The 23,649-nt window shown below is 70.4% G+C and carries 14 protein-coding genes and 2 pseudogenes; 10 read left to right on the top strand and 6 right to left on the bottom strand.

From position 1 onward, the window contains the following. Positions 1 to 457 precede the first annotated feature (457 nt). Positions 458 to 619, top strand: coding sequence for a hypothetical protein (locus OG542_RS04620; protein ID WP_328408435.1), 162 nt, complete (start codon positions 458 to 460; stop codon positions 617 to 619). Between the two features lie 1,915 nt (positions 620 to 2,534). Here OG542_RS04620 and OG542_RS04615 read toward each other — a convergent pair. Continuing rightward, positions 2,535 to 4,529, bottom strand: a complete 1,995-nt coding sequence (locus OG542_RS04615) for a flavin monoamine oxidase family protein (RefSeq protein ID WP_328408433.1) — start codon at positions 4,527 to 4,529, stop codon at positions 2,535 to 2,537. Between the two features lie 288 nt (positions 4,530 to 4,817). Here OG542_RS04615 and OG542_RS04610 point away from each other — a divergent pair, with 288 nt between their 5' ends. Together OG542_RS04610 and OG542_RS04605 are read left to right on the top strand one after the other, a co-directional pair. Further along, a complete protein-coding gene (locus OG542_RS04610) occupies positions 4,818 to 6,716 on the top strand; it encodes a CASTOR/POLLUX-related putative ion channel (protein ID WP_328417766.1) in 1,899 nt (632 codons plus the stop codon). A 461-nt stretch (positions 6,717 to 7,177) separates the two neighbouring features. Then, the gene (locus tag OG542_RS04605; RefSeq protein WP_328408431.1) at positions 7,178 to 7,372 is read left to right on the top strand and encodes a hypothetical protein; all 195 of its coding nucleotides are present in this window, start codon (positions 7,178 to 7,180) and stop codon (positions 7,370 to 7,372) included. Between the two features lie 147 nt (positions 7,373 to 7,519). On the opposite strand, the gene OG542_RS04600 is transcribed toward OG542_RS04605, so the two are convergent. The 3 genes and pseudogenes from OG542_RS04600 to OG542_RS04590 form a co-directional block, all read right to left on the bottom strand. Continuing rightward, a complete protein-coding gene (locus OG542_RS04600) occupies positions 7,520 to 7,858 on the bottom strand; it encodes a hypothetical protein (protein WP_328408429.1) in 339 nt (112 codons plus the stop codon). A gap of 33 nt (positions 7,859 to 7,891) precedes the next feature. Further along, positions 7,892 to 8,209: pseudogene (locus OG542_RS04595) on the bottom strand (SDR family oxidoreductase); the annotation flags it as partial. A gap of 125 nt (positions 8,210 to 8,334) precedes the next feature. After that, a complete protein-coding gene (locus tag OG542_RS04590; protein ID WP_328408427.1) occupies positions 8,335 to 10,791 on the bottom strand; it encodes a SpoIIE family protein phosphatase in 2,457 nt (818 codons plus the stop codon). Between the two features lie 550 nt (positions 10,792 to 11,341). On the opposite strand from OG542_RS04590, the gene panD reads away from it, so the two are divergent. Further along, a complete protein-coding gene (gene panD / locus OG542_RS04585) occupies positions 11,342 to 11,761 on the top strand; it encodes an aspartate 1-decarboxylase (protein WP_328408425.1) in 420 nt (139 codons plus the stop codon). A 31-nt stretch (positions 11,762 to 11,792) separates the two neighbouring features. Beyond that, the gene (locus OG542_RS04580) at positions 11,793 to 12,137 is read left to right on the top strand and encodes a GNAT family N-acetyltransferase (protein ID WP_328346460.1); all 345 of its coding nucleotides are present in this window, start codon (positions 11,793 to 11,795) and stop codon (positions 12,135 to 12,137) included. Positions 12,138 to 12,587: 450 nt separating this feature from the next. Here the strand turns inward: OG542_RS04580 and gndA are convergent, their stop codons facing one another. Beyond that, positions 12,588 to 14,027: an NADP-dependent phosphogluconate dehydrogenase gene (gene gndA / locus OG542_RS04575; protein ID WP_328408423.1), complete on the bottom strand. Its 1,440-nt coding sequence runs from the start codon at positions 14,025 to 14,027 to the stop codon at positions 12,588 to 12,590. Positions 14,028 to 14,374: 347 nt separating this feature from the next. Here gndA and OG542_RS04570 point away from each other — a divergent pair, with 347 nt between their 5' ends. Continuing rightward, complete coding sequence (locus OG542_RS04570; protein ID WP_328408421.1) at positions 14,375 to 15,622, top strand: transglycosylase family protein; 1,248 nt, start codon at positions 14,375 to 14,377, stop codon at positions 15,620 to 15,622. 966 nt (positions 15,623 to 16,588) lie between these two features. On the opposite strand, the pseudogene OG542_RS04565 reads toward OG542_RS04570, so the two are convergent. After that, positions 16,589 to 17,429, bottom strand: a pseudogene (locus tag OG542_RS04565) (DMT family transporter); the annotation flags it as partial. A 209-nt stretch (positions 17,430 to 17,638) separates the two neighbouring features. On the opposite strand from OG542_RS04565, the gene OG542_RS04560 reads away from it, so the two are divergent. The 4 genes from OG542_RS04560 (at position 17,639) to OG542_RS04545 (ending at position 23,578) form a co-directional block, all read left to right on the top strand. Next, entirely contained in the window at positions 17,639 to 18,394 is a 756-nt protein-coding gene (locus OG542_RS04560) for a (2Fe-2S)-binding protein (protein WP_328408419.1), read from the top strand. 39 nt (positions 18,395 to 18,433) lie between these two features. Further along, a complete protein-coding gene (gene glgA / locus OG542_RS04555; RefSeq protein WP_328408417.1) occupies positions 18,434 to 19,585 on the top strand; it encodes a glycogen synthase in 1,152 nt (383 codons plus the stop codon). Positions 19,586 to 19,636: 51 nt separating this feature from the next. Then, positions 19,637 to 20,857 (top strand): glucose-1-phosphate adenylyltransferase, encoded by a 1,221-nt coding sequence (gene glgC, locus OG542_RS04550; protein WP_311129009.1) that lies wholly within the window; start codon positions 19,637 to 19,639, stop codon positions 20,855 to 20,857. Positions 20,858 to 20,959: 102 nt separating this feature from the next. Beyond that, the gene (locus OG542_RS04545; RefSeq protein WP_328408414.1) at positions 20,960 to 23,578 is read left to right on the top strand and encodes a PA14 domain-containing protein; all 2,619 of its coding nucleotides are present in this window, start codon (positions 20,960 to 20,962) and stop codon (positions 23,576 to 23,578) included. The last annotated feature ends 71 nt before the right edge of the window (positions 23,579 to 23,649 follow it).

The following is a 23,649-nucleotide window of genomic DNA, read 5'->3' as shown; positions in this document are numbered from 1 at the left end:
CGCGGGCGGAACCCTCGCCGAGTTCCGGGAAATCTCCCAAGACCGCTGACAGCCTGCGGCCACCAGCTGCGCCGTCCACGTCGTGGGACCTTCGGCGCGGGCCTGTCACGCTACCTGCTGGCTCAGCGTATCCAGGTTTACGAAGTGAACCGGTCCGAGCGCTCGGCTCGCTGTCTGCTTGGGAAGTCGGATCCGCTCGACGCGCAGGCTGCCGCGCGGCCGGTGCTCAGCGGTCGTGCGCGGGCCAAGTCCGGTGACGGTCCGGTGCGCAGCGCCCCGATGTTCAAGCTCGCCAAGGACTGCGCGGTCAAGGCTCGCAGAGGATCAAGCAACTCAAGGCAGTTCTGGTCATCGCCGACCTGGTCCTGCGGGGACGGCTGTCCCGTCTGGGCAACCGCGAGCTGTTTGGCACCTGCGCGCGCCTCAGCCCGCTCGACGGCGAGGGCAGGAGGACGCTGTGGCCCAGGCCACCCGCATCACCCTGAGCCTGCTGGCCCAGCGCATCAAGCAGCTCACCGGGCAGATCGATCTGCTAAAAGTTTTGGCCGAACGGGCGCCTGCAACCGTCGTCATCCGAGACTTTGTCATGCTTCATGGGCATGGGGAACAGGTGAAATGACAAGGAAGCGCACGGTCGTGTAGTGGAGGAGCGTGCTGGTCAGTCCTGGCCCTCTCCCTCACCGCCGCTGACCCCAGTCAGCAACTTGCTCTGGATCCCTCGACGCACCTGATGACTCATCAGGCAAGTCAGCATCCAATCTGCATGAGGTCGAGGCAGTCTTCCTTACATGCTCGTGGCCGGCGGCTTCGCGGCAGCTTGTTTCGCGTAGATCGCGCAGGTGAGAAGCCTGCTCGCCACGGCGCACGATGTTGTGGAAGGTCTTCGAGTCGAAGGCATGCTGATGTACGGTGAGCGCGCCCCTGACCTGCAGAGAGCTGGCGGGGAGCCGTCTTCTAGGAGTCCAAAGTGCTGCGTACTCTGTTCAAGTCCGAGATCTAACGTTTGGTCATCTGTGCAGGTCAGAGGCATTGTGGAGCCGCTCGGGTCAGCAAACGGTCAATATGGGCCACGAAGGCGTCCCGGCTTGCCGACCGGGTGATCGCCACGATGGGGTGACCTGGGCAGAGGTGCCTGGCTCCCGGTCGGAGGGCTCGCCAAGTAGCTCGACAGCTCGCCCGCGGCATGGAGTTCTTTTCAGAACTACGGTTGCGCAGGCGGACTCGGTGTCCGCATCCCCACCATCCGCTTCTGGGGCGCTCTCGGTAAGCAGCGCAGGGGGCCCGGTTACGGCACTCAGGACGAGGCGCTCGAGCGCCTCACGCAAATCTGTGCGGAGAAGAAGCGGACGGCGCCGCCCGCTGCAGAAGCCCGCCGCGATCCGGGTCAGCAGACGGTCGCTGAAATACGCAAATCAGTGAGGGCCCCGGCAGGGCAGATGACGGAGTAAATTCGCATTCGCCCCCCGGGGTGATTACGTGCCGTGGGCGCGCGCAGGCCGATCACCGCGTCACGGCCAAATGCCGGGTGCAGTGGCGTCGACAGCGTGGGCATGTCGCGCGACCCGTCAGGGGCGGGCCTCCGTCGGCCCCTCAGTGGCGATCCCGCCAATGCCGACGAGCTTGGCGAGGCCATGACTTGCCCTGCCACGGGGAAGCCGCCGACCGCCCAAAGGCCGGCCGCTCGATTCACCGGTGATGTATGACTCGCCTGAGACGGGGCCGCCTCCTCCTGATTGCCGCGCCAGGCCCCCGGGCTGCCCGGGAAACGCGACCGGCCCCGGCCGTTGAGCAGCGTGCACACCGCACGCAGCGGAACTCAGAGCCAGGGGCGATCACCCACAGTCGGCGGCGTGCGGTACGGGGTGCGAGCCGCGTGTACCTTGCTCTGGTGAGAGAACCTCTTGGCTTGCTCAAGGGGAGATTGAAGTCGCCAGGACGGGGGGCATCGTCCGGACACCCGGTGCCGCCTGGCCCGGTGGAAGGGGGAAGCGATCGTGACTGCTTTGGTCGTGGTGGCCGTTGCCGTGCTGGCGATGGCTGTGCTGTGTGCCTGGCTCGTGCGTCGGGCTTGGCGGCGCGCCTGGGACGATCTGGGCTGGCAGGCGTCCGGGTACGGCCGGGGGAGTGGGCAGGGGTACGGGGCGTGGCCGACGAGCAGCGGTACGGGTGCGGCCTCAGCGTCAGGAGGCGCCGGCACCGCATCCAGCGATTCGTCCTGGTACGCCGCGCGTGACGCCTGCGACGGCTCGCCGTCCGGTTCCTGCGGCGGTTCCTGCTCCTCCGGCAGCAGCTCGTCGTCCTGCGGCAGTTCGTCGTCCTGCAGTAGCAGTTCGTCATCCTGTGGCAGTTCCTGTTGACGCTGGGGTGTGCAGACGCTGGTTGGGGGCGTTCAATCGCGGTTGGGCGACCGACATCGCCACCGACGCGGATACGCCGGAAGCGGACGGCAATGAAGTCGCCCCGCGAGAACCGATGGCCCCGGCGCCGGTGCGCCGGGGCCTGCGCCTGCGTCGTGGCCCAGCGGACCACGCGGCTCAGGCGGTGTGGATCTCCAAGGCGGCACGCACGGCGGATTCCACGGCTCCCTCGATCCACGCCGGCTTGACGGACGTGTGGTCGCCGGAGAAGTGCAACGGCCCTTCGCGCACGGGGATGGCGGGCAGCAACTCCGTGTGCTGCCCAGGCAGGAGCACGGACGCCTCCCCGTAGGCATAAGGGTCACGCAGCCAGCTCTGCGTGCGGCCCGCGCCGGTGTAGAAAACCTCGATGCGCTGGCCGTAGACCTGCTGGAGGCCGCACAGAGCGTGTGGGTACCGTGCCTCGTCGTCCAGGGAGTCCCAGCGCAGCGCGTCGTCCGCCCAGCTGTAGGAGGCCAGGACCACACCCCCTGCGCTGCCCGGAACCGGATGGGAGGGGTGGAACATGAACCGATTGGCGTTGTCCGACACCGAGCCGCCACCCACGACGTCGACCGCCTCCGGCTGGTCGCGCGCGATTGCGCGGTTGGCCGCGTAGTGAGTGCGCTGACCCGCTGTGATGTGCCCGGCGGGCACGGAGGGATGGGCGCCGAGCAGGCTGCCGTCTGCGGCGGCGCGGCTTGTGCGGTAGGCGTCGTACAGGCCCGGGTCGACGGCGTTCAGCTCGCGCTTCCAGTCGGCCTCGTCGAACTCCCACCAGCGGCGGCTGAACTCCAGCAGCACCTTGGTCGCGCTGTCGTAGTGCAGTTCGCAGACCGCGCGGCGCTTGCCGTACGACATGGGCGGGTCGATCTGTACGTGGCGCAGTCCGGAGAACGGCACCGTGACCACGGCGACGTCCGCGGTGAACTGCTCGCGCACGACGGGACCGTCGCGGCCCTCGGACACGGTGTCCACCCATACGTGCGGGCCCTTGCCCCGGACGTGCTCGGCGTCCGGCGAAGGGCGGTCGGGGTGGTGGTACTCGATGCGCGTGACACGGCGGTCGAACCGCACGTCCTTGCGCACGCGTTCGAGGAGGGCGTCCGGCAGTACGGCGGTGCCGCCCTCCAACTCGTAGAAGGGCGTGTCGGGGCTGATGAGGGAGGAGCCGATGAAGCTGTGGATGAAGGACAGAGGGAGGCGTGAAGTGAGGTTCTCCAGGGTGCCGATCAGATCGATGGTCCGCTCGTCTAGGCCGGCGTGCTCGGTCAGGAAGCGGAACATCGACCAGCCACCGAACCGCTGCACCACGCGGGCCCAGCCCCGCAGCCGCTCCGGGAGCGGCTTGTCGACCCGCTTGCCGTCGCGGTTGACGTAACTGAACTCGTCGCGCACCGGGTCCAGCGCGGAGCGCAGGATGGCGGCGGCGGGGGTGTCCCAGTGGGCCTTGGGGACGCCGAAGGACCGGTTCACGCGCCGGGGCGCGCGGGCGTATTCAGCGCGCCGCATGCGGATACCGTTGACGTGGATCCAGGTGCGGTTGGCGGGACGTCCCTCGTTGTCGACGTCCACATAGTGGAAGCGCCGCTTCTTCAGGCCGAACTGGTCGATCAGCTCCATCACCAGGGGATGGCTGCCGGGGATGCGCATCGCGCCCGCTTCGGCGTACTGACGCGGATCGGCGAAGGGCTGCTTGGCGAGTTCGTGGCCGTCCTTGCGAAAGGTCTTGATGCGTCCGCCCGCGCGGTTGCCGTTGGCCTCCAGCACCGTCACCCGGTGCCCCGCCCTCTTCAACAGCCAGGCAGCCACCAGCCCGGCGGGACCGGCGCCGATGACCAGGACGTTCTTCGGGGGTGTCCGCCGCTGAGCCGGCAGGCCCTTTTCGAGGACGCGCTGGTAGCGCGGGACGAGGGGGCGGTTGTCGGAGTCCAGTACGAGCAGCGCCCGAGCGACGGCCAGGCACCGGTCGAAGTCGGCGCCACGGCCGGCGCTGGGGGCGGCCGGCGCGGGCCGGGCCGCGGAGACACCGCCGGTCAGGGCCGTCGCAACCGTGGCCGTGCCGGCCGCCGCCGCGAAGCTCCGCCGGGAGAAGCCGCCGCCTGAGTGCACCACCGCGTGATCTTCAGTCATGGCGGCCTTTGTACTGGCGGCAGTGACCAGGCGTCCGCCCTTCGCTCCGGCGTTGACTCGAAGGAGCGAAGACGGCGACAAACCCTGACGTCACAGCAGGTCCGCCGACGTGGACGGCTCGGGAAACCCGAAGGGATGAATGCTGAGCGAACTCCGTCTGCCGCCTTGATCGATCCCCGACACTGCCACATGCGTATTCACATCCGTGCTCTCGGCGGGCCTGCACGCCGCATCGCGTACGCGGCGCTGCGCAGGCCCCACGAGAGTGCGGGCGGCGGAGGGGGAAGGGTGGCGCAGCGGCGCACTCCGTTCGGTGGCAGAGCCCGTTACTGGTTCGACAGCACTCTGGCCCGCGGTGCCCCCGCTCTCGTCGGCTGGATGGCGCTGTTGTGTCTGGCCATCGTCGTCCCGGCCAGTGCGGTGCTGGTGTGGACCGACCCCGACGCGCCGGCGCCCCTCGCGGACCGGCTGGCGGAGGTATGGCGCCTCACCGGGGCGACACTGCGGCTGGGCGGTGCGACGGGGGCGCCGCTGCGAGTGACGATGTCGGTGCTGCTCGCACTGGTCGCTCTGCTGTACGTCTCGACGCTCGTCGGCCTGATCACGACGGCGCTCACGGAGCGGCTCACCGAGTTGCGACGGGGCCGTTCCACCGTGCTCGAACAAGGGCACGCCGTGGTCCTGGGGTGGTCGGAGCAGGTCTTCACAGTGGTGAGCGAGCTGGTGGCCGCCAACGCCAACCAGCGGCGGGCGGCGGTGGCCGTGCTGGCCGACCGGGACAAGACCGCCATGGAGGAGGCCCTGAGCACGAAGGTGGGGCCCGTCGGCCGTACGCGGCTGATCTGCCGCAGCGGCCCCACCACCGACCCGGCCGTGCTCACCCTGACCAGCCCGGCCACGGCCGGTGTCGTGCTGGTCCTGCCCCACGACGAGCCAGACGCCGACGCCGAGGTGGTCAAGACGCTGCTGGCGCTCAGGGCAGCCCTGGCCGGGGAGGGAACCCGTCCGCCCGTCGTCGCCGCGGTCCGGGACGACCGCTACCGCCTGGCCGCCTGTCTCGCCGCCGGACCGGGCGGCGTCGTCCTGGAGAGCGACACCGTCACCGCCCGACTGATCGTCCAGGCCGCCCGGCGCCCCGGGCTCTCCCTCGTGCACCAGGAACTCCTCGACTTCGCCGGCGACGAGTTCTACCTGATCAGCGGGGCGGCCCTGGCCGGCCGCCCGTTCGCCGACGCGCTGCTGTCCTACCCGACGTCGAGCGTCGTCGGGATGGTGCGAGGAGAGACCCCCCTGCTCAACCCACCACCGCAGACGCCCATCGCTCCGGACGACCTGCTCATTGTCATCTCCCGTGACGACGACACGGCCTGGCTGGACGACTGCGCGGAGTTGGTCGAGAAGGCAGCGATGGCATCCGGCCCTTCGACGCCCGCGCGACCGGAGCGGGTTCTCCTGCTGGGCTGGAATCGACGAGCGCCGCTCATAGTCGACCAGTTGCGCCGCCGCGCCCGTCCCGGATCAGCCGTCGACGTGGTGGCGGACGGTCGTGAAGTGACGGCCCGGCAGGTGAGCGAGGCCGACACGCACAGCGGCACCGACCTGACCCTGACACTGCACCACGGGGACATCACCCGTCCCGAGACCCTGCGGCGTCTGGAAGTTCACTCCTACGACAGCGTGATCGTGCTCGGCCAGGACCCCGCTCCCGGGCAGCCGCAGGACGACCCCGACAACCGCACGCTCGTCACCCTGCTGCTTCTGCGTCAACTGGAGGAAGCCACCGGGCGCGAACTGCCGGTTGTCACCGAACTGATCGACGACCGCAACCGGGCGCTGGCCCCCATCAGCCCCGGAGCCGACGTGATCATCAGTGGCAAGCTCATCGGCCTGCTCATGGCGCAGATTTCCCAGAACCGGCACTTGGCAGCGGTGTTCGAGGAACTGTTCTCCGCCGACGGCACCGGGGTGCGCCTGCGGCCGGCCACCGACTACGTGCTGCCAGGGTGTGAGACGTCCTTCGCTACAGTCGTGGCCGCGGCACGTCATCGCGGCGAATGCGCCATCGGCTACCGAAGTCACGACGACTCTTCGACGAGTCCGGGCTACGGCGTGCGGATCAACCCGCCCAAAGCCGAGCGGCGCCGCTGGAGGGTCGAGGACGAGGTGGTCGTCGTCGGCAAGGACTGACGGAAGGCTTCGGCAGGCCGCGGGGCCGCTCTCCGGCGTCGGAACGTCGGAGGGCGTGCGTGCTGCCCCGCGCTACGGACACGCCGCGTCTGTTCATGCGGCGAGGGGCCCGGGCCGTTCCTGCGCCCGGTATGCCTGCGTTGTCTTCGGAGTAGCCGGGAATCCGCACACCGAGCCATCCCGAGGCGCGAGTTACACCGCCTATTTGCCATAGGTGCTCGCGTGAAGCGACTCGCTCTGTGCCTTTCGTGTGCCTGATACGTCGTCAGCTAAGTCAGCATCTGATCAGCATCAGTCCCTGCACATTCCGAGACGGTTGTCTGAACAGGTGCCTTGGCGACGGCGTCGCAGCAGCCTGGTTCGCACGGAGACGCAGGCAGGAAGCCTTCTCGCCAGAGTGAAGCGACGTTCCTCACAATCTTCGAGTCAAGCGCGCGCCGGTTGTAAAGTGAAGACCGCCCTTGACCTGCAGGAAGCTGGCAGGGAGCCATCTTCAGCCCGAAGACCTCCGGGACCGGCTCGTCGGCGCGGACTGGTACGAGGATGAGGACTACACCGCGTACGGGCTCACCTCCCGGCAGATCGAAGAACTCAAGGCGTGGGCGCTGGAGTGGGCGGAGGATCTGGGTGCGCGGATCCATGACGAGAACGCCTGAGAGGCAGTCATCGCGTCCATCCCTTCTACCGCCGCTGCAACGAGAGGATGCGGTGTAGCCAGCAGGTTCCAACCCGGAGCCGTTTACGGTGGTGGCTGCCCTGCATGGCGGATGTGCAGGTCGACCGAGCGATACCCCGCAGTGGACTCACGGCGACACCGGGCTGCGGTAACGGTCAAACACTGCATCCCGCTCCCACTCCCAGGTCCAGTCCGGGTCCCGACGGTGGAACTCGGTAACGGCCAGCTCGAAGAATTGGTCGGAAGGCTTCCGGCTGGATCCATTGACTACCAGTGCTGACAGCATCGGCTCGGGACCGGTGCTGTCCCGGCGGCAGACGTCTGCCAGCAGAAGCGACATCATCCGGCCGTGGTAGTGCAACCGGTGCTCCGGTGCCACGGCCTCGCTCAGCGCCTTGTAGGTGTCGGTCCGGCCCTCTCGGGCCCACCCCTTCAGAATCGCTACCATGGCGTCCCGGGCGGCCATGTAGTCCGCATCTCCATACTTCATGTGAGCCCCCTACAGCCGACTGGAGCGACACGGTATCGAGTCGCGGCGGTGCTGAGGTTGGATCTGAAAAAGTTGCCCGCGCGCCGCCTCGGCGGGGAGCGGGGACGTCCGCGGAGACGTCCGGCTCGCAAAGAGGGCGACCACGGCGATTTTCCTCGGCGTCGGCCAGCCGCCCAGTGGCACGACGGCCTCGGCGAACTGGTCGACGTCCGGCCCCGCGGCGCCCAGCAGGCCAGGGGGCCGCGTGGGTCCCGGGCTGAGAACGTTGACCCGGAATCGGCGCTCCCGCGACTGCCGGGCCCAGTTGTGCAGGAGGTTGCTCACCGCTGCCTTCGAGGCGGTCTAGGTGTATTGCCCTGTGAGGTTGGGGACGCGGCTGACGGACGGCGGGACGCGGCCGCTCCGGTTCTGCCCGCACTCCAGCGCCCATGGTCCGCATGAGAACGGTGCGGTCATGGGAGCTCCTGCTCGGCCCAGATGATCTTCCCTCCGGGCGTGTACCGGGCACCCCAGCGATGGGAGAGCTGGGCGACGAGGAAGAGGCCGCGGCCGCCCTCGTCCATGCTGCGGGCGTGCCTCAAGCGAGGAGCCGTACTGCTGCCGTCGGCGACCTCGCAGGTCAGGCGAGCGTCACGGAGCAGTCGCAGGCGTACGGGGCCCGAGGCGTAGCGGATCGCGTTGGTGACGAGTTCGCTGACGATGAGCTCCGTCGTCATGGCCAGTTCCCGGCAGCTCCAGGTCTCGACCTGACGTGTCGCGGCTGCGCGGACGTCACTGACGGCGGCCGGGTCCAGCGGCACGTCCCAGGAGGCGACCTGATCGGGACCCAGGGCGTGGGCGCGGGCGAGCAGCAGGGCGACGTCGTCGGGCTGCGGCGCGGGAACGAGCCGGCGCACCGCGTTCGCGCACAGAGTTTCCAGGTCGGAGCCGGTCGAGCACAGCAGATCCCCGAGACGGGACATGCCGCCCTCGATGTCGCGGTCGGTCCCCTCGACCAGGCCGTCGGTGTAGAGGCCGAAGATGCTGTACTCGGGGAGTTCGATCTCGGTGGCCTCGAAGGCCATGCTGCCCAGCCCGAGCGGAGGACCGGCGGGAAGCTCCGGGAAGGAGAACTGCCCGTCCGGGGTGACGACGACCGGCGGTGGATGGCCGGCCCGGGCCAGCGTGCACCGCTGTGTCACCGGGTCGTAGACGGCGTACAGGCAGGTCGCTCCGAGGAAGGCGGTGGCGGTCTGGTCGGCGGGGTCGGTGGTCGATTCCTCGCTCAGCCGGAGCACCAGGTCGTCGAGGTGGGCCAGCAGCTCATCGGGGGGCAGGTCCATGTCGGCGAGGGTCTGTACGGCGGTGCGCAGCCGGCCCATCGTCGCCGCCGCGGTGATGCCGTGGCCGACCACGTCACCGACGACCAGACCCACACGGGCACCGGACAGCGGGATCACATCGAACCAGTCGCCGCCGACCCCGCCCGACGCGTCCGCCGGCAGATACTGGGAGGCCACCTCCAGTGCTGTTCCACCGGTCAGGGCGTGGGGGAGCAGGCTGCGCTGCAGCGTGACCGCCGCGGTGTGTTCCCTGGTGTAGCGGCGGGCGTTGTCGACGCACAGCGCCGCCCGCGCCACCAGCTCCCGGGCCAGCAGCACGTCGTCTTGCTGGAACGAGGTGGGGTTCACCGACCGGGCGAAAGTGGCGAGACCGAGGACGGTATTGCGCGCCCGCATCGGCACCGAGATGAGGGAGTGCAGACCGAACTCGCGGATGCTGGCCGTCCTGGCCGGCTGCTCGGTGATCCACAGGGGATCGCTCGGGTCGAGCACGGGTATGAAGATCGGTTCGCCGTTGACGAGCAGGTTCGCGTCGTGCGGCGGGGGAACGAAGTCGACCTTGTCTCCTGTCCGCGCGACGGCCTCCGGGCAGCCCGGTCGTACGGAGCTCATTCCGGCCCGGCGCATCACCGGCCGGGCCGGCGCCGGCCCGGCGTCGGGCAACCAGGTCCCCTGGCCCTCGCCGCTCAGGACCGGCTCGAGTAGGTCGACGATGACGAAGTCGGCGAAGCGCGGAACAGCGAAGTCGGCGAGTTCCTGCGCCGTGCGCATCACGTCCAGCGTCCTGCCGATGCTGGTCCCGGCCTCGCTGACCAGCGACAGCAGTAGGCGGGCGTTCCAGCGCTCGGTGACGTCCATGACCATGTAGCACAGCCCGGTGACGGAGTCGTTGGCATCCACCAGCGGGAAGAACGAGGTGGAGTAGGCGTGCTGACGGTGCGGGTCCGCCCAGCTCCATCCCATGTACTCGTAGTCGGTGACCGGCACGCCGGTCGTGAGCACCTTGCGCATCACGCCCTCGAGGGTCTCCCCCTGCAGGCCCGGCAGCAGGTCGCTCAGCCGGCGCCCCAGCCGTTGTTCACGTGGCACACCGCCGAAACGCTCCAGGGTGTCGTTGACCCAGACGTAGCGCATCTCCAGATCCATCACCGCCATGCCGACCGGAGAGCGGGTCAGAAAGCCGTCGAGGACGGACTCGCCCATGGTCCACTGCTGCCGCTCCGGTCGTGCCGAGATCAGAAAGCACTCGTCCTCGCCGATGTGGAAGGACCCGGACACGCGCAGGCTGACCTCGACGGGAGCACTGTCGCGCCAGACGGCGACCCGGCCGCTCCAGCCCATTCCCGCGCGGCATCGTTCCGCGATACGGGCGACGCGTACCGGGTCCCCGGGCATCGCCAGCAGCTCTGCGGCGGGACGCCCGACCACCTGCGTACTGGAGTAGCCGAGGAGTGCTTCGGCCCCCCGCGTCCAGCCGATCACCTTGCCGGCCGCGGACACCAGCGCTACCGCGTCGGCGGACGCATCGAGGAGGTCGTGCGGTCCTACGGGCGGAGGCGCGTCGAATCCGTCTCGCGCAGGCGTCATGGCTCTCACCTCTACACGCCAGTATGTTCCCGCCCGGGCCCTGATGCGCATGCTCCGGGCGCGGGGTCAGCCCCTTCGGAAACGCGGGGAACGTCGTTTCCATGGCGTTGCCAACCATCGGAATCTCCTCCCAAGCTGGGGGATGCTCGGGCAGACCGTGTGCAGGTCGCTGCAGGGGTCGAGACTTTCTCTCGCGCCTCGGGTCACCTTCCGAGTACAAGCGCTTTCCAAGTGGGCCGTGCGAGGAGCGCCGCATGTCCGGTCGAGCACCTCCCCCTGACTGCCGTCCAGACCGTCCGCGTGGCGGTGATCGCGGACGTCCTTCGGGGGGTGCTGCGTAGGCTTGGGCCGTTGCCACGGTGGGGCCCGCGAGAGTGGGCGAAGCCCTCCTCCAGTCACCTGACGGGGCGTCAGGAAAGTCGGTAACTGGTCAGTGTGAGGCCTGAAACATCTGGTGGCAGCTGACCGAACATGCGAATCGATGTAGCCTCCGAAGACCGCCCTTGACCGGCCATGGTCGGCAGGGAGCAGACGAATCGGGAGTTTCCTCATGTTTCGTACAGTATTCAAGTCCAAGATCCACCGCGCCACCGTCACCCAGGCCGACCTGCACTACGTGGGATCGGTGACCATCGACGCCGACCTGCTCGACGCCGCCGACCTGCTGCCCGGCGAGCTCGTGCACATCGTGGACATCACCAACGGCGCCCGGCTGGAGACGTACGCCATCGAGGGCGAGCGCGGGTCCGGCGTGATCGGGATCAACGGGGCCGCCGCGCATCTCGTGCATCCCGGCGATCTCGTGATCATCATCAGCTACGCACAGGTGACGGACGCCGAGGCGCGGGCACTCACCCCCAGGGTCGTGCACGTGGACCGCGACAACCGGATCGTGGCCCTGGGTGGAGACCCGTCCGAGCCGGTGCCGGGCTCGGACCAGCAGCGCAGTCCGCAGGCCGTCAGGGCCTGACCGGACGCAGACGGGACAGGAGCATGTCCGTATGAAGGACCTGGAGATCCGCGACGACCGGGCGGCGGGCCGCCTGGAGGCGCTGACCGGCGGTGAAGTCGTCGGCCGCATCGAGTACTTCGTGCTCGAGAGCCCCGAGCGAGCGCTCGTGCCCGTGCACACGATCGTCGAGCCGGCCCACGAGGGCCAGGGCATCGCGGGGGCGCTGGCACGCGAGCTCTACGCCATCGCCGCACGCGAGCAGAGCCCGGTCGTCTCGCTGTGCCCGTACGTCACCAAATGGGCCGAACGCCACCCCGACGAGGCCCGCCCGGCGGATCAGGACCTGCTGACGGCGGCAAAGGATTGGCTGTCCGCCCACCCCGGCCGCTTCTGACCCACCTGGCCCCCTCACCGTCCCGCGCCGGAGTGACTGGGGAAGCAGGTGTCGGGTAGGCGGGGGAGTAGTCCAGAGCCGGAGTCGATCGACTGGCTGGAGGGCCTCATGACGAACCCGTTTCCCGACCCCGTGCATCCGGGGCCGACGCCGGGCCCGGATCCCCAGCACCCGGAGCCGCGCCCCGACCCGGTGCCGGATCCGCCGCCACCGCCTGGTCCGGAGCCGACCCCGCCGCCACCGTCCCCGACCCCGCCCCCGGGGCCGGACCCCGTGCCGGGTCCCGACCCGTCGCCGATCCCCCCGGGCCCGGAACCCGTACCCAACCCCGAGCCGGGCCCGCCGCTGTCCTGATGTCCTGATGTCCTGAACAGACGGCAACACAAAGGGGCCGGTGGACGGCCGACTCGGCCGTCCACCGGCCCTCACCTCTGCCTCAGCGGCGAGCGCCTACGCCGAGACCTCAGACCGGTCCCCGCCCCACAGCGTGTGGAACGACCCGTCCCGGTCCACCCTGCGATAGGTGTGCGCACCGAAGTAGTCCCGCTGCCCCTGCGTCAGCGCCGCCGGCAGCCGCTCCGCGCGCAGGGCGTCGTAGTAGGCGAGGGCCGCGGCGAAGCCGGGGGTCGGCACGCCCTCGCGGGTCGCGGCGATCAGCACCTCGCGCCAGTCGTCCTGGGCGTCCCCGATCTCCTGCGCGAACGTCGCGTCCGACAGCAGGCTCGGCAGGTCCGGCCGGGTGTCGTAGGCGGAGCGGATCCGGTCCAGGAAGGCCGCGCGGATGATGCAGCCGCCACGCCACAGCGCGGAGACCGCACCGAGGTCGATGTCCCAGCCGTACTCGTCGCGGGCCGCGTCGATCTCGTGGAAGCCCTGCGTGTACGACACGATCTTCGACGCGTACAGCGCCTGCTCCACCCGGTCGGCGAAGGCCTGTGCCTCCGACTCGCTCAGCGGCCGCGCCGTCGGGCCGGCCAGCCCGCGCGAGGCCTCCCGCAGCGCCGCGTGGCCGGAGAGGGAGCGGGCGAAGACGGCCTCCGCGATACCGGACACCGGAACGCCCAGGTCGAGGGCGATCTGGACCGTCCAGCGGCCGGTGCCCTTCTGCTCGGCCTGGTCCACCACGACGTCCACGAACGGCTTGCCCGTCTCCGCGTCGACGTGCGACAGCACCTCCGCCGTGATCTCGATCAGGTAGGAGTCGAGGCGGCCCTGGTTCCAGGTGCGGAAGATCTCCGCGATCTGCGCGGGGGAGTAACCGGCGACATCGCGCAGCAGCTGGTACGCCTCGCCGATGAGCTGCATGTCGGCGTACTCGATGCCGTTGTGCACCATCTTCACGAAGTGCCCGGCACCGTCCGGACCGACGTGGGAGACGCACGGCGAACCGTCGGCCGCCTTCGCCGAGATCTTCTCCAGCATCGGGCCCAGCGAGTCGTACGACTCCTTCGGGCCGCCCGGCATGATGCTCGGCCCGTTGAGCGCGCCCTCCTCGCCGCCGGAGACGCCCATACCGACGAAGTGGATGCCCTGCTCGCGCAGCTCGCGCTCCCGGCGCCGGGTGTCCGCGAAGTGCGCGTTGCCGCCGTCGATGATCATGTCGCCGGGCTCCAGCAGCGGGGCGAACTCCTGGATCACCGCGTCCGTCGGGTCACCGGCCTTCACCATCACGACCAGGCGCCGCGGCCGCTCCAGCGCCGCGACGAACTCCTTCGCACTCTCGCACGCGACGAACTCCCCCTCGCCGCCGAACTCCTCGACCAGGGCGCGCGTGCGCGCGGGCGTCCGGTTGTGCACCGCCACCGCGTAGCCGTTGCGGGCGAAGTTGCGGGCGAGGTTGCGGCCCATGACCGCGAGACCCGTGACGCCGATCTGCGCTGTACTGCTCATTCGGTTGGCTCCTAAAGACCTCGGTATCGGTGCTGCGGGTGGTGCCCACCAGCATGCCCCCGTCGACCATCCTGACGTGCCGCTACTCCGTCCGCACGCGCGGGTCGTACGACGTCGCGCAGCGTGATACGCACGAAAGCCCCCTCGCGCTCAGCCGATGTACGCGTCCCCGCGCACGTCGCACACGCGCACCGGGTGGCGTACGCGGTGCACCGCCGTGGCGCACGTCGCGCAACAGGGGCCTCATACCGGCCATTTGGGCACCCGGGCGGCTGATAGCAGTCTTGTTCTGGCCGGTTCGCTGCGCTTACTTTTGCCCCTCCTGACGCATGTCTAGGGGGCTTTCGATGGCCGTACGCGGCCGGCACCGCCGGTATCAGCCGAACAGGATCAACCGCGCCTCACTCACCGTCACGGCGGGTGGCGCGGGCATGGCACTGCCGTTCATGGGCACCGGCGCCGCCCACGCGGCGGACGTGGACACCTGGAACAAGGTCGCCGCCTGCGAGTCCACCAGCAACTGGAGCATCAACACCGGCAACGGGTTCTACGGTGGTCTGCAGTTCACCCAGTCCACCTGGGAGGCGTACGGCGGCCGGACTTACGCGGTACGCGCGGACCTGGCCACCAAGGACCAGCAGATCGCCGTCGCCGAGAAGGTGCTCGACGGGCAGGGACCGGGCGCCTGGCCGGTCTGCTCGGTACGGGCCGGACTGACCCGGGGCGGAGGCGAGCCCGACATCCGGCCGGCCTCCGAGAGCACGAAGAAGGACGGGAAGAAGGCCGGCAAGAAGGACGCGCGGAAGAAGCCGAGGACGTCCATCGAGGATGTGCGGCCTCAGTCCACGCCGCAGTCCCGGGCGGGCAGCGCCGAGATGTACACCGTGGTCCGCGGCGACACCCTCTCCGGTATCGCGTCCGACCAGGAGGCCCGGGGCGGCTGGCGGGGTCTGTACGCCGCCAACCGCTCGGCCATAGGAGCCGACCCCGACCTGATCGTGCCCGGTCAGCGGCTCGCGCTGCAGGGTGAGGGCGCCACGAAGACACGCCCCGCGCCCAAGCCGGCCCCTTCCGCAAAGCCGGCCCCTGCGGCCAAGCCGTCACCCAAGAAGCCGGACCGCGCGAAGGAACACGCCAAGGAGCGCTCCAAGGACGAGAGCAAGGACCGCGCCGGACGGTCGACCGCCCGGCAGGGCCTCGTCGCCCCCGTCAGCGGCTCCCTGGGAACGCCCTACCGCAAGGCGGGCTCGTCCTGGTCGAAGGGCTACCACACCGGCGTCGACTTCCCCGTGCCCACGGGCACGTCCATCAGGTCGGTCGCGGCGGGCAGCGTCGTCAGCGCGGGGTGGGGCGGCTCGTTCGGTTACCAGGTCGTGGTCCGGCACGGCGACGGCCGCTACAGCCAGTACGCCCACCTGTCGGCGATCTCCGTGCGGGACGGGCAGACGGTGACCGCCGGCCAGCGCATCGGCCGCTCCGGCTCCACCGGCAACAGCTCGGGCCCGCATCTGCACTTCGAGGTGCGGACGGGGCCCGGTTTCGGTACGGACGTCGACCCGGTGGCCTATCTCAGGGCCGGCGGCGTCACGATCTGACGCGCGTGCGGTGCCGGTCGATCGTGGGCAGCGGGACGTACGGGACGCCGTGGAAGGGCACGTAGGAGAGCGGGCGTTCGCCGAAGCCGGAGGGCACCGGCGGTTCCCCGCTCTCGTACGGGATGTCCGCCGGAGCGGTCTCGGGCGCGTCGGTGTCCAGGGGCCGGGGCGTGGGCGTGAGCACCGGTTCGTCCACGGACCGGCCGCGACCGGTCCCGCCACGGTCACTCGCCTCCGCGCTCGCCGCTCCGACGCCGAGCGTCTTGGGCAGCACACCCACGGCCATGGGTGGCGCGCCGACGGTCTCGGGCAGTTCGCCCACGGTCTGGGGCAGTACGCCTACGGCCATGGGTGGCGCGCCGACGGTCTGGGGCAGTGCGCCTACGGCCATGGGCGGCGCGCCGACGGTCTCGGGCAGTTCGCCCACGGTCTGGGGCAGTACGCCTACGGCCATGGGTGGCGCGCCGACGGTCTGGGGCAGTGCGCCTACGGCCATGGGCGGCGCGCCGACGGTCTCGGGCAGTTCGCCCACGGTCTGGGGCAGTGCGCCTACGGCCATGGGCGGCCCGCCCACGGTCTCGGGCAGTGCGCCGATCTCGGTCGGCGCACACCGAAGCTCCGGCGAGGCGCTCACGACCCCGGCCAGACCACCCACGATGGCGGGCGACACGCTGACCGTCTGGGGCAGTTCGCTCCTGCCTCCGGGCAGGGTGCTCATTGTCCTGGCCGGGCTGCCCGCGGCGGCGTGCGATGCGCCCGCCGTCTGGGGCAGCTCGCTCCTGCCTCCGGGCAGGCTGCTCACGGCCCCGGCCAGTTCGCCCGGGCCTGTGCCCACGGACTCGGCACCCACCGGCTCCGGCCGGCCCCGTCCGGCGTCGGCGGCGGGCTCGCGCACCGCTCCCGCCCCGAGGCCCGTGTCGACGGGGGCCAGCCCCGTACCGGCGACCTCCAGCCCCGTCCCCGTGCGCTCCGGCTGGGCCTGCGCGAGCCGCTCCGTCGTCAGCAGGATCAGACCACCCGCGGCCACCACACCACAGCTCAGGGCGAGCGCCGTGCCCGTCGTGCCGTAGCGGAAGGTTTCTCCGAACATCGTGATGCCGACCGCGGCCGCCACCACCGGGTTCACGACCGTCAGCGTGGCCAGCGGGGCCGTGAGGCCGGCGCCCCGGTACGCGGCCTGCGACAGCAGCATGCCGGCCGTGGCGAGGACGCCGATCACGGCGAGCGAGGGCACGTCGGCCGCCGACACACCGCCGGTCCAGTCGACCGCGACGGTCTTGGTGAACACCGAGGACATGCCGAAGGCGATGCCGGAGGCCGTCGCCAGCAGCATGCTGCGGACCGCCGGGTGCCGGTGCGCGGCCCGGGCCGCGATCATCAGGCTCACGACCGCACCGGCGGTTACGACGGCCACGGCCACCCGCTGAGCGGTGTCCAGCGACCGCGCGTCGGACGCGGCGACCAAGGACAGCAGACCGGCGAGCCCCACCGTCGCCATGATCGCGCCCCGCCAGGCCGTGGCACCCGCCTTGCGGCCGACGAACAGCGCCGCCATCGGCAGGGCCACCACGATGGTCAGCGCGCCCAGCGGCTGCACCAGGCTCAGCGGACCGAACGCCAGCGCCACCACGTGCAGTACGCCGCCGAGACCGTTGAGCCCGACCGCCGCCCACCAGCCCGGCCGACGCAGCGGCGCGTACTGCTCGCCCGGCGACGACTCCGCCACCCGCTCCTGCACGATCGCCCCGCCCGCGTACGCGACGGCGGAGACGAGGGACAGCAGGACGGACAACGCGAGGGCGCTCATCGGCTGCTCCTCTGCGTCAGGCGGGGGCGATCGGCCCGGCGCGGCGAAAGGTGGGCTTTCATGACCAACACCCTGCCGTGTCCAGGACTTCCCGTCGTCGTCCCTGAGCACTCATTGGGTCCTACTGCCGATGGAGTACGAGGGGATCCCCGTCATCCCCAAGGTGGGCGACCTTGGTCAGGGGCACCGGGTCCCGTCCCTTAGGGGCCTTGGTACTACTGCTCTTCGTGGACCTCGACCCCGACCTTGCCGCGCTCCGCCCGCTCGGCGGCTTCTTCGTGCTGCGCACGGAAGGAGCGGCGGCCGGGGCTCTTCCCACTCTCGCACAGGCCTACGGCGAAACGTCACCGGATGTGTACGTAAATCCCCTGATTTTTCGGGTCCGGAAGGTGGCGAACGCCCTGCACGCCCCGGAGCTGCGCGTCGCGGCGTCCGTGACCCACCAGGGGCTCGCGGCCCGGCTCTGGTCGGTCGCGCTCGGCTGCGCCGCGCTCTACGGCAGCGTCCCCGCCCTCGACGCCGGGCTGCTGCACTGGGACGCCGACGGCAGCGCCCCCGACGACCTGTGGCTCTCGGACGTACGGCCGCTCCCCGGGGACGCGGCGACCGTCGCGGACACCGTCCTGCACGGCCACCTCGAACCCCTGGCGACCGCCCTGCGCACCCACTACCGTCTCGCCCCCGGCCTGCTGTGGGGCAACGCCGCCTCCGCGCTGGCGGGCGCCGCCCGCGAACTCGACCGCTGGGCCCGGCGGCACGGTCGTACGGACACCGCCGCCCGGGCCCGCTCCCTGGCCGCGGAAATCCTCACGCGTCCCCTGCTCACCGGCACCGGAACCCTCACGGGCACCGCCTTCCGGCGCCGCAGCTGCTGTCTGTACTACCGGGTGCCCGGCGGGGGCGTCTGCGGTGACTGTTGCTTCACACGGCCGCCTCGCTCTTCCCCACACGCCCCATCTGGGTGACCATGAAAGGGAACGGCCGCTGAGAGCAGGGAGTTGCGGGTGCGAGTGGGACTGCTGACCCGGGAGTACCCGCCGGATGTGTACGGCGGTGCGGGCGTCCATGTGGAGTTCCTCGCCCGGGAGCTCAGATCCCTGGTCGACCTGGACGTGCACTGCTGGGGCGAGGGCCGCACCGACGGTGTGCTGAGGCATCGGCCCTGGTCCACGCTCGACGGCGCCAACGACGCGCTGCGCACCTTCTCCGTGGACCTCGCCATGGCCGCCGCCCTGGAGGGCCGCGAGCTGGTCCACTCCCACACCTGGTACGCCAACCTCGGCGGCCACCTCGCCAAGCTGCTGTACGGCATCCCGCACGTGATGACCGCCCACTCCCTGGAGCCGCTGCGCCCCTGGAAGGCCGAGCAGCTCGGCGGCGGCTACGAGCTGTCCAGCTGGGGCGAGCGCACCGCGGTCGAGGCCGCGGACGCGGTGATCGCCGTGTCCGGAGCCATGCGCGAGGACATCCTCGGCTGTTACCCGGCCCTGGACCCGGAGAAGGTCCATGTCGTGCACAACGGCATCGACACCAGCCTGTACCGGCCCGACCACGGCACGGACGCCCTGGACCGGATCGGGCTCGACCGCTCCCGTCCGTACGTGCTGTTCGTCGGCCGTATCACCCGGCAGAAGGGCGTGCCCCACCTGCTGCGCGCGGTACGGGACATCGACCCGGCCGCGCAGGTCGTGCTGTGCGCGGGAGCACCGGACACGCCGGAGATCGACCAGGAGTTCCGCGAGCTGTTCGGGGAGCTGAGCCGGGTCCGCGACGGCGTGTTCTGGATTCCGAGGATGCTGCCGCGCCCGGAGGTGATCCAGCTCCTCACGCACGCCGCCCTGTTCGTCTGCCCCTCGGTGTACGAGCCGCTCGGCATCGTGAACCTGGAGGCGATGGCCTGTGGCACGCCCGTGGTGGCCTCGGCGGTCGGCGGCATCCCCGAGGTGGTGGACGACGGCAGGACCGGCCTGCTCGTCCCGGCGGGCGACGACTTCGAGGCGGGTCTCGCCCGGGCCATGGACTCCGTCCTGGGCGACCCGGAGGCCGCCGGGCGGATGGGTGAGGCCGGGCGGGAGCGCGCGGTCGGCGAGTTCGGCTGGGACGCGGTGGCCCGCCGTACGGTCCGGCTCTACGAGGAGATCCTCAAACAGGCTTAGTCCGCCCAGCTCAGGGGCAGGCATGTGGCAATCGGCGTGAGGGGAGCGGCCATGCGTCGTGGAGGTCCTTCGGTCCTGGGAATCGTGCTGGCCGGCGGCGAGGGGAAGCGTCTGATGCCCCTGACCGCGGACCGCGCGAAACCCGCGGTCACCTTCGGCGGCACCTACCGCCTGGTCGACTTCGTGCTGTCCAACCTCGTGAACGCCGACGTCCTGCGCATCTGCGTCCTGACGCAGTACAAGTCGCACTCGCTGGACCGGCACATCACCACCACCTGGCGGATGTCCAACCTGCTGGGCAACTACGTCACACCCGTGCCCGCCCAGCAGCGCCTGGGCCCGCGCTGGTACCTGGGCAGTGCCGACGCGATCCTGCAGTCGCTGAACCTGATCTACGACGAGCGCCCCGAGTACGTCGCCGTCTTCGGCGCCGACCACGTCTACCGCATGGACCCCCGCCAGATGCTCGCCCAGCACATCGAAAGCGGCGCGGGCGTGACGGTGGCAGGGATCCGGGTGCCGCGCACCGAGTCCTCGTCGTTCGGCGTGATCACGCCGGGCTCGGACGGCCAGACGGTGGAGCGCTTCCTGGAGAAGCCGACGGATCCGCCCGGTCTGCAGGACGACCCGGGCATGGTCTTCGCCTCCATGGGCAACTACATCTTCACCACCAAGGCCCTCATCGAGGCGCTCCGGCGGGACGCGGAGGACGTGACCTCCGTGCACGACATGGGCGGCTCGATCCTTCCCCAGCTCACCGAGCGGGGCGAGGCCGCGCTGTACGACTTCAGCGCCAACCACGTGCCCGGCGAGACCACCCGCGACCAGGGCTACTGGCGGGACGTCGGCACGCTGGACGCCTACTACGAGGCCCACATGGACCTGATCGCCGAGCGCCCGGCCTTCAACCTGTACAACCGCAGCTGGCCCATCTACACGCACTCGTACCAGCTCTCGCCGGCCCGCTTCAACGCCGGCGGCATCGCCAGCGAGTCCATCATCAGCGCGGGCTGCCTCGTGCGCGGCCAGGTCACGCGGTCCGTGCTGTCGCCGGGTGTCGTGGTGGACCCGGGGGCCGTGGTGCAGGGCTCCGTGCTGCACGACAACGTGCACATCGGCCGGGGTGCGGTGGTGCGCGGCGCCGTCCTCGACAAGAACGTCGAGGTGCCGCCGGGTGCGACGATCGGCGTCAACCCGGAGCGGGACGCCGAGCTGTACACGGTGTCCCAGGGTGGCGTCATCGCCCTGGGGAAGGGGCAGTTGGTCACCTGACGGGGGCACGGCCCGGGGGCTTTGTCCTGCCTCTGGACGAAGAGCGGAATCCGTGTTGTCATGCCTGCGCCCGGATATGACATCGTTGTAAACGGAGGTTCCGTGCGTACCGGACCCCTCAGAAACCGGCTCGCGTTACTGCTCGCCGCGGTCCTCGCCCTCACCGGCCTGACCGCGGCCCCCGCCCTGGCGGACGACCCCGCCGAGATCCACGGCCTCAAGGGCGAGTACTACACGCACTCCGCCCCCGGCGCCTTCGACTTCCACACCCTCAAGGCGACGACCTTCGACCAGGACCTCGACTTCGACAACCTGGAGCCGCGCCTGAACTTCACCACCGGCCGGTCGGACGACGTCAGCGTCCGCTGGACCGGAAAGATCGTCCCGGAGAAGACCGGCCCCCACACGTTCTCGGTCATCGGCGACAACGGCTTCCGCCTCTGGATCGACGGAAAGCCCGTCATCGACCACTGGGTGGACGACTGGGACCGCGAACAGACCGCCCAGCCCGTCGACCTGACCGCGGGCAGGGCCTACGACATCAAGGTCGAGTACTTCGAGCACTACGGCGGCTCCAACCTCCACCTCCGCTGGGCCCAGCCCGGCGTCGGCAAGGAGCCAGTCCCGCAGTCGGCGTTCCGCCTCCCCGAGGGCTTCGACTACGACGGAGCCCTCGCGGCCACCGTCCAGGCCACCGGCCGCACGCTCAAGCTGGACTTCGCGCAGCCCCTGGCCGCACCCCCGGCGGGCTTCACCGACCATCTCAAGGCGGTGATCGGCGGCGCCGAGTGGCCCCTGGGCGCGGCGCGACCGGACCCGTCCGACCCCACGTCCCTCCTGGTCGCCCTCGACGAGCCGGTCGTCGGCAACAAGACGGGCACCGCCCGCGGCACCGCCGACGTCCGCTACGACGGTCAGGGCGGTCTCTCCGACACCGAAGGCAACGTTGTCAAGGAGTTCTGGAGCAGCGGCCCCAACCACTCGACGCACCAGCTGAGCACCCGCTGGGCCGACGAGGTCGGGCCGGGCAACGCCCACCGGGAGTACCCGCGCCCGCAGCTGACCCGGGACGCCTGGCGCAACCTCAACGGCCGCTGGCAGTTCGCCGCCGCCGAGCCCGGCGAGCAGCCGCCCATCGGCAAGAACCTGAAGGAGCGCATCCTCGTCCCGTACCCGGTGGAGTCCCAGCTCTCCGGCATCGAACGGCACGAGGACCGCATGTGGTACCGCCGCACCTTCACGGTCCCGCGTGACTGGGACATCGGCTCCGGCAAGCGGCTCAAGCTCAACTTCGGCGCCGTCGACTGGCGCTCGGAGGTGTACGTCAACGGCATCAAGGCCGCCACGCACGAGGGCGGCTACGACAAGTTCGGGGCCGACATCACCGACGCGCTGAAGCCCGGCCGCACCCAGGAACTGATCGTCGGCGTCTACGACCCCACCGACGCGGCATCCGGCGAGAACCCGCCGCTCGGCAAGCAGCGCCTGGTCCCCAGCGGCATCTGGTACACCCCGTCCTCCGGCATCTGGCAGACGGTCTGGATGGAGCCGGTGGCCCGCGACCACGTGGACTCCCTCAAGCTCACCCCCGACGTGGCCGGCGAGAAGCTGACCGTGGAGGCCCGGGGTGTCCGGGACGGCGTGCCGATCACCGCGACGGCGTACGACGGCAAGCGCAAGGTGGCCACGGCGAGCGGCCGCACCGGCCGGCCGCTGACCCTCACCGTCCACGACCCGCACCTGTGGTCACCCGACGACCCGTTCCTCTACGGCCTGAAGGTGAAGGTCGGCGCCGACCGGGTCGGCAGCTACTTCGGGATGCGCTCCATCGCCGTCGAGAAGGTGAACGGCGTCCCGCGCACGGTCCTCAACGGCGAGCCGGTCTTCATGATGGCCACCCTCGACCAGGGCTTCTGGCCGGACGGCCTGCACACCGCGCCCACCGACGAGGCCCTCGCCTACGACCTGAAGGCGCACAAGCGGCTCGGCTTCAACTCGGTCCGCAAGCACATCAAGGTCGAGCCGGACCGCTGGTTCTACTGGGCCGACCGGCTCGGGCTGCTGGTGTGGCAGGACATGCCCGCGATGACGGCCGGGGTGAACCCGAGCGCGTCCTCCCGCGCGCGGTACGAGCGCGAGATGAAGGAGATGATCGACGAGCACATCAGCAGCCCGTCGGTCGTCATGTGGGTGACCTTCAACGAGGGCTGGGGCCAGTACGACGTGGGCCGCGTCGCCGAGCAGGCCAAGGCGTGGGACCCCACACGGCTGGTCAACGGCCAGTCCGGGCTGAACCTCGGCGCCGACGGCGGCACCGGCGACCTCATGGACGAGCACGGCTATCCCAGCCCGGAGCTGCCACCGCGCCCGGACGGCGAGCGTGCCCTGGTCAGCGGCGAGTACGGCGGCTTGGGACTGGCGGTGCCCGGCCACGCCTGGTCGGTGCAGCAGTCGTACGTCGACGTCGACCCGGCCACCTACACCGAGGACTATCTGGCCAAGCTCGACGAGGTCCGGTCCCTGGTCTGCCGGGGCAGCAACGGTGCCGTGTACACGCAGATCGCGGACGTCGAGGGTGAGCTGAACGGCTTCCTCACGTACGACCGGGCCGTGCTGAAACCGGACACCGACCGGCTGAAGACCGCGCACCAGGCGTTGATCCGTGACGCCTCCCGGGTGACTCCCACCGGGTGCCCGGCGGCGCAACCTGTGCTGGACTGACCACACATGCACCATAAGTCCCGCCCCTCTCACCGGGGCGGGACTTAATCTGCTGTTAACTGTACGTAGCC

The organism is Streptomyces violaceus (assembly GCF_036014075.1).
GTDB classification, from domain to species: domain Bacteria; phylum Actinomycetota; class Actinomycetes; order Streptomycetales; family Streptomycetaceae; genus Streptomyces; species Streptomyces violaceus.
Note: the sequence above shows the minus strand (reverse complement) of the source record. Positions and strands in the feature narration are given on the sequence as shown.